Raw genomic sequence first — 13476 nt, 5'->3', positions numbered from 1 at the left:
TCATCCCCCACAGCCAACCACATTCCAATGTGGGAGCGAGCCTGCTCGCGAAGAGGCCAGCAAAAACAACCCATCAACCCCTGCCCAGCTCATCCCCCACAGCCAACCGCATTCCAATGTGTGCGAGCCTGCTCGCGAAGACGTCCGAAAGTACGACGCATCCCTCAAGCCAATCACAACCCCGACTTCAACCGGCTGAACGCCCGAATCAACGCCCGATTAAACACCTTCCCATTGTCATTCTTGCTATACAGCGAAGCCCTCACCTGCGCCGACGGATACGTCCCCGGATCATCACGAATCGCCGGATCGACCAACCCGTCCGCCGCCGTAATCGCATTGGCGTAGTGAATGGTGTCCGTGATCGGGGCGATCACTTCTGGTGTCATCAGGTAATCCATCAACGCCAGCCCCGCCTCGGGGTGTGGCGCATCCTTGGGAATGACCATGGCGTCAAACCAGATCAACGTGCCTTCCTTGGGTATCCGGTACTTCAACGTGAACGGTTTCTTCGCCGCCTCGGCCTGCCCCGCCGCGATGGCCACGTTGCCATTCCACGACATCGCCACGCAGGTGTTGCCGTTGGCCAGGTCGCTGATGTTCAGGTCATTGTCGAAGTAGCGAATATACGGGCGGATCTTCGCCAATTGCTGCTCAGCGAGCTTCAGGTCATCGAGGTTCTGGCGGTTGATGTCCAGGCCCATGTACTTCATGACCGCCGCGAACACTTCGTTGGGATCGTTGAGCAAGCTGACCCCGCAATCGGCAAATTTCGACACGACGGCCGGGTCGAACAGCATCGCCCAACTGTCCCGTGGCGCGTCGGGCAGGCGCTGCTTCACCGCCTCTTCCTGGTAACCGACACCGGTGGTGCCCCAGGCATAGATGCCGGCGTAACGGTTGCCCGGATCGAACACCGCCATGTGCTGGCGGAACTCCTCGCCGACGCCTTGAAAGTGCGGCGTTTGCTTGCGGTCCAGCGTCTGGATCGCACCGCTCTGGATCGCGCGGGACAAATGCTGCCCCGCCGTCAACACCAGGTCATAACCGCTGCGACCGGTGAGCAATTTGGTCTCGACGGTTTCCAGTGAATCAAAGTGATCGGCAACCACATGAATGCCGGTTTGTTTTTCGAAATTGGTCAGGGTATCCGGTGCCAGATACTCGCCCCAGATGTACAGGTTGACCACCGGTTTAACGGTGTCGGCGGCCTGCACACACAGGGGTGCAAGCACCAGCATTAACGCTTGAGTCAGTTTGTGCAGGCCCATGTTCATACTCCCTTTTTGTTACTGGCAGGCGCGGCGTATTGAGGCATGGTGATGCACGCCACGTTGCCGCCACCGAGGAGGATTTCCCGGGAGTTTTCGATGCCGACGATTTTGTGCTGCGGGAACAGTTCGGCGAGGGTCGCCATGGCCGCCTGATCGTTGCGATCACCAAACAGCGGCACCACAATCGAGGTGTTGCCGGCGTAGTAGTTGATGTACGACGCGCAGATTTGCGTCCCGGCCTGACGCGTGTGCGTGCTGTCTTGCTGGTCCAGGCCCTCGGCTTCTTCGGCGGTCCACTCCAATACGTCCGGTTGGGGCAGTTTGTGCACGATCAACTCTCGGCCACGGCTGTCGCGGGTGCTGCGCAGGATGTCGTAGGCCTCCTGATAGATTTCCCACTGCGGATCATCGCGGTTGTCGGTCCATTGCAGCACCACTTCGCCGGGGCGCACGAAGCACGCGAGGTCATCGACGTGGCCGTCGGTTTCGTCGAATTTGCAGCCCCGAGGCAGCCAGATAATTTGCTCGGCACCGAGGTAATCGGTCAGGCGCCGCGTGACTTCTTCTTTGCCCAGATGCTGGTTGCGATTGCGGTTGAGCAGGCATTGTTCGGTGGTGAGGATGCTGCCCTGGCCGTCACTCTGGATGCCGCCCAGTTCGGCGATCAGCGGTGCGCGATAGCGGTCGAAGCGTTCGATTTCGAGGATTTTGCTGGCGATCTGATCGTCCTTGTCCCACGGGTAGTACAAACCACCGTCGAGACCGCCGTAAGCGTTGAATTCAAAGTCGACACCGCGCACTTCGCCGCTGTGGTCATTGACCACGAAGCACGGCCCGCTGTCGCGGAACCAGGTGTCGTTGCAGGTCATCTCCACCACGCGCACTTGCGGCGGCAACTGGCGGCGGGCGGTGGCGAACTGCGCGGCGGAGGCGCAAACGGTGACCGGTTCGCTGTGCGAGATCGCCGTGACGATTTGCACCCAGACTTTCTGCGCAGGCTTGGCACCGTTGCGCCAGACGTCGGTGCGCTCCGGCCAGCCGAGCCAGCAACCGGACTTGGTTTCGAATTCGCCGGGCAAACGGAAACCGTCTTGCTTGGGGGTGGAATCGAGCAAACGTGCCATGGTCAAACCTCATCAGCGGGGATTGGAATGACCACAGGCTAAGGTCGCTGGCGCCGTCCTCGCCAACGATGATTATTTCGGAATAGTTGAATTCAACTCATCAATCGATCAACTGATCGTTGAACCATTCCAGCATCTGCGCCACCGCCGGACGCTCCAGCCGCACCCGCTCGCACACCAGCGCGTATTGGCCGAGGGCAGTCATGCTCGAGGTGAAAGGCCGGACCAGGCGCCCGCTGAGCAAATCTTCCTGCGCAGTCAGGTTATCGCCCATGGCCACGCCCTGCCCTTGGGCCGCGGCTTCCAGCGCGAGACCGGCGTGAGCGAAATACAGCTGCCGTTCGGGGCGTTGATCACCGGCATGACTGGTCAGCCAGGCGGTCCAGGTCTTGCCGTCCTGATCGTCGTGCAGCAGGCAATGCCGCGCCAGATCCTTCGGCGTTTTCAATGTGCCCTGATTGAACAGGCCGGGGCTGCACACCGGGAAGAACTGCAACGCCGGCAAGGGCCTGACGAAGTACGCACTGCTGTCCACCGGACCGGTGCCGTAGGTGATCGCCAGGTCGATGTCTTCACCCGGCGCCGTGCCGTCAATCGGTTGCTCGTACAGGTGCAGGGTGATGTGCGGATACCGCGCGTAGAAATCCGTAAGCCGGCTCATCAGCCACTTTTGCGCCAGCTCGGCGGTAACGGCGAGGCGCAACACCGCCAGCGATGACGGATCGCGCAGCTCATCGCAGGCATCGCCGATCAGTTCGAAGGCTTGCTGCAGGCTTTGCATCAGTCGGCCGGCGGCCATGGTCGGGCGAATCTGTCGGCCTTCGCGGATGAACAGCGAAACGCCGAGGTGTTCTTCGAGTTGGCGGATTTGATGGCTGACGGCGCTGTCGGTAACGCACAACTCGGCGGCGGCACGGCCGAAATGCGCGTGGCGGGCCGCGCATTCGAAGGTTCGCAGGGCGGCTAAGGAAGGCAATCGTCGCATGAGGTCAGCCTTGAAGATGAAGGCGTCCATGCTGCCTTGGCTATTTGCGGGCGTCCAGCGGGACCGCGTTATCGTTCATCGCGAGCAAGCTCGGCTCCCACAGGGATTTTGTGAACACCGAAGATCCAATGTGGGAGCGAGCCTGCTCGCGAAGGGGCCAGCACATTCACCACAGATCCACCGCCCCATCACCCTCCCTTATCCACCATGACTTCCCTCCAGACCCGGCGCATGTTGGTGCCTCAACCGGAGGGATTCGCCATGCTCGACACACTCAAACAGATCAACTCAACCTCAGCCTTCAACCGCTGGGCCGGATTCGAAGTGACCCATGCCGCCAGCGGTGAAGCCGAGGTGACCATGGCTTTTCGCGACACCGATATGGCGCAATATGCAGGCTTCCTGCACGCTGGCCTGATCGGTGCGCTGCTCGACACCGCGTGCGGTTTTGCCGCGGGTACGGTCGCCGGCAACGTGCTGGCCTCACACTTCTCGGTGAACTGCCTGGCACCCGCTGTCGGTGAAGTGTTCTTCGCTCGCGGTCGAGTGGTGAAGGCCGGCAAGAAACAGGTATTCGCCCGCGCCGAGCTGTTTGCCCAGAGCGGTGATCAACTCAAACTGGTGGCGACGGGTGATGCGATTCTGGTGCCGGTCTAGTCTGTCTGGATAAACCCCAGACCGGTCGGAGGTTGCCATGCAACTCGAAGGTTCCTGCCATTGCGGTGCGGTGACGTTCAGTTTGAACAGCGCCCACCCCTACCCTTATCAGCGTTGCTATTGCTCGATCTGCCGCAAGACCCAGGGCGGTGGCGGGTTCGGGATCAACCTCGGCGGCGATGCCGGGAGCCTCAAGGTACGCGGTCGCAAACACATCGCGATCTACCATGCGCGCATGAAGGACGAAGGCGATAAACGTGCGCACAGCAGCACTGCCGAGCGGCATTTCTGCTCGCTGTGCGGGACGGGACTGTGGCTGTTCAGCCCTGAATGGCCGGAGCTGATCCACCCGTTTGCCTCTGCCATCGACACGGCGCTGCCGGTACCGCCGGAGCACACGCATTTGATGCTCGGTTCAAAAGCACCGTGGGTGGAGGTTGAGGTGCATGCGGGGGATAAGCAGTTTGAGGTATATCCCGAGGAGTCCATCGCTGAATGGCATGAACGGCTGGGATTAAGCCGCTAAGCCATTTCAAATTGGTGGTGTTGCTGATGGCCCCTTCGCGAGCAGGCTCGCTCCCACATTGGGAATGCGTTCCCCCTGTGGGAGCGAGCCTGCTCGCGAAGGTTTTACGTTTTGAACGCTTGCCGCTGAAAAAGCATCACGCCGCAGCAGGCACACCGCTGTGGAAACGGAATTCCACGTCCGGTGACTCGATCAGTTCCTGCTCGGCCGCGCGCACCTTGTCGATCACTTGGGCGATGTCCTTGGCGTCGCCGTACTGGTAAGCCAGCTTCAGGTAACCCTGGAAATGCCGGGCTTCGCTTTTCAGCAGGCCGAAGTAGAACTTGCCCAGTTCTTCGTCCAGATGCGGCACCAGCGCTTCGAAACGCTCGCAGCTGCGGGCTTCGATGAAGGCGCCCACCACCAGCGTATCCACCAGTTTCACCGGCTCATGGCTGCGTACCACTTTGCGCAGGCCCGAGGCGTAGCGCCCGGCCGACAACTGGCGCAGCTCGATCTTGCGCTTTTTCATCAGGCGCATGACTTGCTCGTGGTGCACCAGTTCTTCCCGGGCCAGGCGCGACATCAGGTTGATCAGGTCGACGTGGGAGTGATACTTGGCAATCAGGCTCAGCGCCGTGCTGGCGGCCTTGAATTCGCAGTTCTTGTGGTCGATCAGCAAGGTTTCCTGATCGGCCAGTGCGGCCTGCACCCAGCCGTCAGGGGTACGGCAGCCGAGGAACTCGTGAATTTCGGGAAGGATCATGGGGCTCACGGATAAATGGTCAAAACGAAGGGCGCCGATTATACCGGCCTGCCGGCAGACCACCAGTCGCCAACCGTTGATATGCATCAAGTACCTGGTTGGCGAGCAGCAACTATAGTTGTGCAACGCCGTGCTTTTTAGCCGTTTATGGAGATCCCGATCATGCAAGCCATTCGCAGCATCCTGGTGGTCATCGAACCCGAACACTCGGAGAGCCTGGCGCTCAAACGGGCCAAACTGATTGCCGGAGTGACTCAGGCGCAGTTGCATCTGCTGGTGTGCGACCGCAAGCATGATCACAGTGGCATGTTGGGCGTGCTCAAGGCAGCCTTGTTGGCGGACGGCTTTAGCGTCACCACCGAACAGGCCTGGAATGACAGCCTGCACCAAACCATCATTGACGTGCAGCAGGCCGAAGGCTGTGGGCTGGTGGTCAAGCAGCATTACCCGGACAGTTTGCTGAAAAAGGCGCTGCTGACCCCGGATGACTGGAAGCTGCTGCGTGAATGCCCGACGCCGGTGCTGCTGGTAAAAACGGCCGGTTCCTGGAAAGACAAAGTCATTCTGGCTGCCATTGATGTGGGCAACACCGACCTCGAACATCGCCACTTGCACAACACTATCGTCGATCACGGCTATGACATCGCCAGTTTGGCCAAGGCGCATCTGCACGTGATCAGTGCGCATCCCTCGCCGATGCTGTCGTCGGCCGATCCGACCTTCCAGCTCAAGGAAACCATCGAGGCGCGCTATCGCGAACAGTGCAAGTCATTCCAGGCTGAATTCGACATCGACGATGCGCATTTGCATATCGAGGAAGGTCCGGCGGATGTGTTGATTCCGTTCATGGTGCACAAGCTGCAGGCAGCGGTGACCGTGATCGGCACCGTGGCGCGGTCGGGGTTGTCGGGGGCATTGATCGGGAATACGGCGGAAGTGGTGCTGGATTCGGTGGAGAGTGATGTGTTGGTGCTCAAGCCGCAGGAGATTGAGGATCACCTTGAGGAATTGGCTCAGCATTGAGATGTGCGGTGTCGGAACTGACGCCTTCGCGAGCAGGCTCGCTCCCACAAGGGATTTATGAACACTGGAGATCCAGTGTGGGAGCGGGCTTGCTCGCGAAGCTTTTAGGCGCCGAAGGCGTCTTTTAAGAAACCGGGCGCGATGTACCGCTGGTAATGCGCCTCGGACAGCAAAAAGAATTCCCGATCAATGGCATCACGCAATTCCGGCAAATTCCAGTCACGAAACTCCGGCATCAGCACCATCCCGTACGCCTCCAGGTTATTGATCACCCGCGCCCCACGGGCAATCAGCTGATACGCCCAGCAATACTCCGACTGATGCGGCACAAAGCGAATCTTGCGTTGCTCCAGTTGCAGACGCAGGCGCTGTGAGTCGAAAACCTCCAGCTTGCTGGCCATCACCTGGGACAGCAATTGCTCAAGACGCAGCCATACCGCGCGCTTCTCCTCCTCGTTGTAACCATTCCAGTTGATCACTTCATGGTGGAAACGCTTGCAGCCACGGCACACCAAGTCACCGTAAACAGTGGAGCAGAGGCCGACGCAGGGGGTCTTGATGGTCTGATTGGGCATAGGTAGGCAAAACACGGGAAAGCAGAACAGGTCGGCATGTTAGCCCTTTGTCTAACATTCATCACCCCTCAAAGTTCAGGGGCTAACTTACGTTTATATTTTTTTTGCCGTAGAATCAGCCAGCCTTTTAAGGCGCCAATGTCCGTTAGAAGCTGTTTTCAAAGCGTCACGAGCACAGTCGTTCCTTCAGAGCGGTGTTGGCGAAGGGTTTTTCCAGCGGGGAAAAGTCCAACGCCAACCCTCATCAGCTCCCGTTCTGCAGGCGTAAAACTTTGAAAGCAGCTTCTGTAAGGAATTGTCGGTAATTCTGGCTAAGTGGCCCACAACGCCACGCAGCGCATGAGTACGGCAATTTCGGGATGAGCGTCCCGGACACCCATTTGGGACCACTGATGAGGGTAATAACTGTGCTTGAAGCCTACCGCAAACATATCGAAGAGCGTGCAGCACTGGGTATCGTTCCCCAGCCGCTTAACGCCGAACAAACTGCAGGCCTGATCGAGCTGCTGAAGAATCCTCCGGCTGGCGAAGAAGCTTTCCTCGCTGACCTGATCACCAATCGCGTTCCACCTGGCGTGGACGAAGCAGCCTATGTCAAGGCCGGCTTCCTGTCCGCCCTCGCCAAAGGCGAAGCCAAATCCCCTCTGATCGACAAGAAGCGCGCTGTAGAACTGCTCGGCACCATGCAGGGCGGCTACAACATCGTGACCCTGGTCAACCTGCTGGACGACGCCGAACTGGCGCCAGTGGCTGCCAAAGAACTCAAGCACACTCTGCTGATGTTCGATGCCTTCCACGACGTCGCTGAACGCGCCAAGAACGGTAACGTTCACGCACAAGGCGTGCTGCAATCCTGGGCTGACGGCGAGTGGTTCAAGAACCGCCCGGTATTGGCCGACAAGATCAGCCTGCGCGTGTTCAAGGTCACCGGCGAAACCAACACCGACGACCTGTCCCCTGCTCCGGACGCCTGGTCCCGCCCGGACATCCCGCTGCACGCCCTGGCCATGCTGAAAATGGCTCGCGACGGCATCGTGCCGGACGTACAAGGCTCCATCGGTCCGATGAAGCAGATCGAAGAAATGCGCAACAGCGGCTTCCCGATCGCCTACGTCGGTGACGTGGTCGGCACCGGTTCGTCGCGTAAATCCGCCACCAACTCGGTGCTGTGGTTCTTCGGCGACGACGTGCCTTTCGTGCCGAACAAGCGCGCTGGCGGTTTCTGCTTCGGCAGCAAAATTGCCCCAATCTTCTACAACACCATGGAAGATGCCGGCGCCCTGCCAATCGAATTTGATGTGACCAACATCAACATGGGCGACGTGATCGACCTGTACCCGCACGCTGGCAAAGTCTGCAAGCACGGTACCGACGAAGTCATCACCACCTTCGAAATGAAGACCCCGGTGCTGTTGGACGAAGTCCGTGCCGGCGGTCGTATTCCGCTGATCATCGGCCGTGGCCTGACCGACAAGGCTCGCGCCGAACTGGGTCTGCCAGCGTTCGACCTGTTCAAGAAACCGGATGCCCCGATCGAAAGCACCAAGGGTTTCACCCTGGCGCAGAAAATGGTCGGCAAGGCGTGCGGCGTAGCCGGTGTGCGTCCAGGCACCTACTGCGAACCGAAGATGACCACCGTGGGTTCCCAGGACACCACCGGTCCGATGACCCGTGATGAACTGAAAGACCTGGCGTGCCTGGGCTTCTCCGCTGATCTGGTGATGCAGTCGTTCTGCCACACCGCGGCTTACCCTAAGCCGATCGACGTGACCACCCACCACACCCTGCCGGACTTCATCATGACCCGCGGCGGCGTTTCCCTGCGTCCGGGCGACGGCATCATCCACAGCTGGCTGAACCGCATGCTGCTGCCGGACACCGTCGGCACCGGTGGTGACTCGCACACCCGTTTCCCGATGGGCATTTCGTTCCCGGCCGGTTCCGGTCTGGTTGCGTTTGCTGCCGCCACCGGCGTTATGCCGCTGGACATGCCGGAATCGATCCTGGTGCGCTTCAAAGGCAAGATGCAACCGGGCGTCACCCTGCGTGACCTGGTTCACGCCATTCCTTACTTCGCGATTCAGGCTGGCCTGTTGACCGTTGAGAAGAAAGGCAAGAAGAACGCTTTCTCCGGCCGCATCCTCGAAATCGAAGGCCTGGACAACCTGAGCATCGAACAGGCTTTCGAGCTGTCCGACGCCTCGGCCGAACGTTCGGCTGCCGGTTGCACCATCAAGCTGTCGAAAGAGTCGATCACCGAGTACCTGAGCTCCAACATCACCCTGCTGCGCTGGATGATCGGCGAAGGCTACGGCGATGCACGTACTCTGGAACGTCGTGCTCAAGCGATGGAAGCCTGGATCGCCAACCCTGAGCTGATGGTTGCCGATGCTGACGCCGAATACGCTGAAATCATCGAGATCGACCTGGCCGACATCAAAGAGCCTGTGCTCTGCGCGCCAAACGATCCGGACGACGCCCGTCTGCTGTCCAGCGTTGCTGGCGAGAAGATCGACGAAGTGTTCATCGGTTCGTGCATGACCAACATCGGTCACTTCCGCGCTGCCGGTAAGCTGCTGGATCAGGTCAAGGGTCAGCTTCCAACCCGTCTGTGGCTGTCGCCGCCGACCAAAATGGACGCTCACCAACTGACCGAAGAAGGCTACTACGGCATCTACGGCAAGGCCGGCGCGCGCATGGAAATGCCGGGCTGCTCGCTGTGCATGGGTAACCAGGCACGTGTGGAGCCGAACGCCACTGTGGTGTCGACGTCGACCCGTAACTTCCCGAACCGTCTGGGTGACGGCGCGAACGTCTACCTGGCTTCGGCTGAGCTGGCGTCCGTGGCTTCCATCCTGGGTCGCCTGCCGACCGTCGAGGAGTACATGGAATACGCTGGCAAGATCGACAGCATGGCGGCCGATGTCTACCGCTACCTGTCCTTCGACCAGATCGCCGAGTTCCGTGAAGCTGCTGCGAACGCCAACATTCCGGTCGTTCAAGCCTAACGTTACAAAGCAATAGAAAACGCCGCCCATCGTGAGATGAGCGGCGTTTTTTTATGCCTGCAAGATTGGCCAGAACAACGCATAACCCTGTGGGAGCGAGCCTGCTCGCGAAGGCGGTGGATCAATCAACGATGATGTCGACTGACACACCGCTTTCGCGAGCAGGCTCGCTCCCACAGGGTTATGCGTTGGTCTTGAGGGCTTGAAGTACGGCGCCATCCACGCTCAGGCCGCTGAGGATCACCTGTGTATCCTTCACTTCCGGCAACACCGCCAACGCGTTCTGCGCCGAGTCCTTGAGCCGCGCCAACACCAACTGCTTCCCTTCCCCCCGCACCCGCACAAAAAACGCCTGCAACGCCTCAATACTGGTGCCATCCAGGTCCGGCGATTCCTCTAGACTCAGAATCACCGAATGAATCGGTGTTTGCGAATGGCGGATCAAGTGCAACGTGCTGCCCAGAATCCGCTCGACGTTGGCAAAGAACAACGCCTCCCCCGGCCGGACGATCAACACCCCAGGCACCGCTTGCGCCGTCGGATGGCGTTGCAGGTCCACGAAGTCGTGACCGCCATCAATGCGCCCGAGGATCTGAATGTCCGCCGCCGACATTTGCTTGAGCATCAACACCACACTGATTGCCACTGACAGCAGCAACCCGTCCAGCACACCCAGCACCAGCACGGCGGCCACCGCGCAGATGACCAGCAACCGGTCGCGCCGCCAGATGAAATAGCGTCCCAGCGGTTGCAGGCTCAAGCCTCGGGCCAAGGCATGGATGACGATGGCGGCGAGAATCGGCTCCGGGGTCAGGGCAATAAAGGGCAACACGGTCAAAACGATGAGCAACACCACCAGCGCCGCCACGCCACCCGCAAGTCGCGAAGTGGCGCCGGCGGCTTCATTGGCCGAGGTTGCCGAATAACCTGCCCCTGCCGGCATGCCGTGAAACAGCCCGGACAACAGGTTGGACGCACCCAGCGCGAGCAGATCGCGGTTGGATGAGATGCGGTCGCCATGCTTGAGCGCGTAGGCACTGATCGAGCCGTAAGACTCCGCGTACAGGATCATCACCATGGCAAAGGCCAATTCGCCCAGGCGTAACCAGTCCGTGAAGGGCAATACAGGCAGCTTCGGCACCTCCAGGCTCAAATCGATCACGCCGATCAACTTCACGCCATACGCCGGCAGGTTCAACCATTGGCTGGCCGCAATGCCGATCACCACCACCAGCAAGCCGCCCGGCAAGCGCCGGAACCTTGCAAACAGCACCAGCAAAGCCAACGCCACAGCGGCGACACTCGCCGCCACCCAATTCCACTGCGGCAGTTGCTCCAGCAGTTGCGGCAGAAAACGCACAAGATTGCCGTCGCTCAGGTGCACACCGACCACACTGGCGACTTGCTTGAGGATGATGGTCAGCGCCAGGCCAAAGGCAAAACCGCGCAGCACCGGTTTGGCGATGAACGAGGTCACGCTGCCCAACTTGAACAGCCCGGCCAGCAGGAAGAACGCGCCAGTCACCAGCACCAGGCCGATGGCCAACGTCGAGCGCAACTGTGGATCGCCGTTGGCCAACGTTGCGGTGGCGGCAGCCAACACCGCTGCCGACGAGGATGTTGCCGAGACAATGGCAAAACGGCTGGTGCCGAACAGCCCATAACACAGCAAACCGGCAAACAAGGCGATCACCCCGGCCTGCGGGGCGACGGCGGCGATGCTTGAATACGCGACTGCTTCGGGTAGCAACAGGCCGGCTATCGACAACCCGGCCAGCAAATCCTGCCAGCGATTGGGTCGTTCAGTGAGATTTTGGGCTGAGGCGCTGGGCAATCCGGTGTCTCCAGGCGAAAAAAAACCGCTGCACGTATCACGTGCAGCGGCCACTGTAGCTGTCTATCCGGCGCTGCGCGAGCAGGCCGAACGATCACGCGGTCAGCGAGTAGATCAACGCTGTAATCGCCACCAGGCCCACCGCCGTCACGAAGACGTTGGACGCCTGTCCACGATAACGCGCCATCGCTGGCACCTTGCGGATCGCGTACATCGGCATCAGGAACAGAATCGACGCGATGACCGGACCACCGAGGGTTTCAATCATCCCGAGAATGCTCGGGTTCAGCGTCGCAACAATCCAGCACACCACCAGCATGAACGCAGCGGTCATGCGGTCCAGGGTCTTCGGTGCCGGGCGTTTGCCGCTTTTGACGATCAGGCCTTTGAGACCTTCGCTGGCGCCGATGTAATGGCCCAGGAACGACTTGGAGATGGCCACGAAGGCAATCAACGGCGCCGCGAAGGCGATGGTCGGGTTGCTGAAGTGGTTGGCCAGGTACGACAGGATCGACAGGTTCTGCGCCTTGGCTTCAGCCAGTTGTGCCGGCGACAGGGTCAGCACGCAACTGAAGACGAAGAACAGCACCATCACCACCATCAGCAGGTGGGCGCGGGACAGGATCTGCGAGCTGCGCTCTTCGGCGTGTTCGCCGTAACGGCGCTTCTGGTCGACCGCAAACGCCGAGATGATCGGCGAGTGGTTGAACGAGAACACCATCACCGGAATCGCCAGCCACAAGGTGTGCAGCAGCGCCGACGGTTCAGGCAGCGTGCTGGCGGTGGACAGAATGCCGCCGTTCCAGTGTGGAATCAGGTACACCCCCAGAAACAGCAGCGCGACGATGAACGGGTAGACCATCAGGCTCATGGCCTTGACGATCAGTTGCTCACCGCAACGCACCACCGCCAGCAGGCCGAGAATCAGCACCAGCGACAGCACCGCGCGCGGGGGCGGCATGATGTGCAGTTGATGCTCAAGGAAACTGCCCACGGTGTTGGTCAGCGCCACGCTGTAAATCAGCAGGATCGGGAAGATCGCGAAGAAATACAGCAAGGTAATCAACGCACCGGCCTTGATGCCGAAGTGTTCTTCCACCACTTCGGTGATGTCGGCGCCTTCGCGTCCGGACAGCACGAAGCGGGTCAGGCCACGGTGTGCGTAGAAAGTCATGGGGAACGCCAACACTGCCAGGATCAGCAACGGCCAGAAACCGCCCAGCCCCGCATTGATCGGCAAAAACAGCGTGCCGGCCCCGATGGCCGTGCCAAACAGGCCCAGCATCCAGGTGGTGTCATGACGATTCCAGCTCTCAAGCGTTGCTGGTGCCGCCGCTACATAGCGTTTGTCGACGCTATTGGCCTGATCATTCATCCGGTGGGATCTCCGCATTCCGGTCAGTTGCTACCCGGCCAGGACGAGTCGGAAAAACCCGACAGGCAGCGCCCTGGTCGAAACAGGGGCGCGATTGTCCGGGATTAATGAACAGAAGCAAAGACTTAGCTGAAGAATGGTTGTGCGCATCAGTTTTCAGGACGTTACGCGGGAGACTGTAAATCCTTCTGCCCCACACACATCCCCTGTGGGAGCGAGCCTGCTCGCGAAGGCTGACTGACATTCAACATCAATGTCGACTGGACCACCGCTTTCGCGAGCAGGCTCGCTTGTATGGTAGGACTTGAAGGGAGGAGGAGGGACTAGGCTCGATTCTGACTGTTGACGCA

Annotated in this window: 11 protein-coding genes; 4 read left to right on the top strand and 7 right to left on the bottom strand. The window is 60.0% G+C overall.

What is annotated here, in order from left to right:
* Positions 1-173: 173 nt before the first annotated feature.
* The 3 genes from ACWKV5_RS29485 to ACWKV5_RS29475 all read right to left on the bottom strand — a co-directional run bounded on the left by ACWKV5_RS29485 (position 174) and on the right by ACWKV5_RS29475 (position 3383).
* The gene (locus ACWKV5_RS29485; protein WP_483844131.1) at positions 174-1271 is read right to left on the bottom strand and encodes an extracellular solute-binding protein; all 1098 of its coding nucleotides are present in this window, start codon (positions 1269-1271) and stop codon (positions 174-176) included.
* Between the two features lie 2 nt (positions 1272-1273).
* On the bottom strand, positions 1274-2398 hold the full coding sequence (aguA, locus tag ACWKV5_RS29480) for an agmatine deiminase (RefSeq protein WP_483844130.1): 1125 nt from the start codon (positions 2396-2398) through the stop codon (positions 1274-1276).
* Between the two features lie 100 nt (positions 2399-2498).
* Positions 2499-3383, bottom strand: coding sequence for a LysR substrate-binding domain-containing protein (locus ACWKV5_RS29475; RefSeq protein WP_046032072.1), 885 nt, complete (start codon positions 3381-3383; stop codon positions 2499-2501).
* Between the two features lie 261 nt (positions 3384-3644).
* On the opposite strand from ACWKV5_RS29475, the gene ACWKV5_RS29470 reads away from it, so the two are divergent.
* Both ACWKV5_RS29470 and ACWKV5_RS29465 read left to right on the top strand, forming a co-directional pair.
* Complete coding sequence (locus ACWKV5_RS29470) at positions 3645-4040, top strand: PaaI family thioesterase (RefSeq protein ID WP_483844129.1); 396 nt, start codon at positions 3645-3647, stop codon at positions 4038-4040.
* Between the two features lie 37 nt (positions 4041-4077).
* Positions 4078-4566 (top strand): GFA family protein, encoded by a 489-nt coding sequence (locus ACWKV5_RS29465; RefSeq protein ID WP_483844128.1) that lies wholly within the window; start codon positions 4078-4080, stop codon positions 4564-4566.
* 136 nt (positions 4567-4702) lie between these two features.
* Here the strand turns inward: ACWKV5_RS29465 and ACWKV5_RS29460 are convergent, their stop codons facing one another.
* Positions 4703-5311, bottom strand: coding sequence for a MiaE family protein (locus tag ACWKV5_RS29460; protein ID WP_046032069.1), 609 nt, complete (start codon positions 5309-5311; stop codon positions 4703-4705).
* A 162-nt stretch (positions 5312-5473) separates the two neighbouring features.
* Between ACWKV5_RS29460 and ACWKV5_RS29455 the strand changes: the two genes are divergently transcribed.
* The gene (locus ACWKV5_RS29455; protein WP_483844127.1) at positions 5474-6334 is read left to right on the top strand and encodes a universal stress protein; all 861 of its coding nucleotides are present in this window, start codon (positions 5474-5476) and stop codon (positions 6332-6334) included.
* A gap of 104 nt (positions 6335-6438) precedes the next feature.
* Here the strand turns inward: ACWKV5_RS29455 and ACWKV5_RS29450 are convergent, their stop codons facing one another.
* Entirely contained in the window at positions 6439-6909 is a 471-nt protein-coding gene (locus ACWKV5_RS29450; protein ID WP_265045023.1) for a DUF1289 domain-containing protein, read from the bottom strand.
* Between the two features lie 407 nt (positions 6910-7316).
* Here ACWKV5_RS29450 and acnB point away from each other — a divergent pair, with 407 nt between their 5' ends.
* Positions 7317-9917, top strand: coding sequence for a bifunctional aconitate hydratase 2/2-methylisocitrate dehydratase (gene acnB, locus ACWKV5_RS29445; RefSeq protein WP_483844132.1), 2601 nt, complete (start codon positions 7317-7319; stop codon positions 9915-9917).
* 181 nt (positions 9918-10098) lie between these two features.
* On the opposite strand, the gene ACWKV5_RS29440 is transcribed toward acnB, so the two are convergent.
* Both ACWKV5_RS29440 and ACWKV5_RS29435 read right to left on the bottom strand, forming a co-directional pair.
* Positions 10099-11751 carry a SulP family inorganic anion transporter gene (locus ACWKV5_RS29440; protein WP_483844126.1) on the bottom strand — a complete coding sequence of 551 codons (1653 nt, stop codon included), beginning with the start codon at positions 11749-11751 and terminating at the stop codon, positions 10099-10101.
* 94 nt (positions 11752-11845) lie between these two features.
* Entirely contained in the window at positions 11846-13126 is a 1281-nt protein-coding gene (locus ACWKV5_RS29435) for a serine/threonine transporter (RefSeq protein ID WP_483844125.1), read from the bottom strand.
* Positions 13127-13476: the final 350 nt, after the last annotated feature.

It is taken from the genome of Pseudomonas oplopanacis (assembly GCF_057128725.1).
The sequence above is the reverse complement of the archived record's forward strand: the minus strand, read 5'-3'. Positions and strand labels throughout refer to the sequence as shown.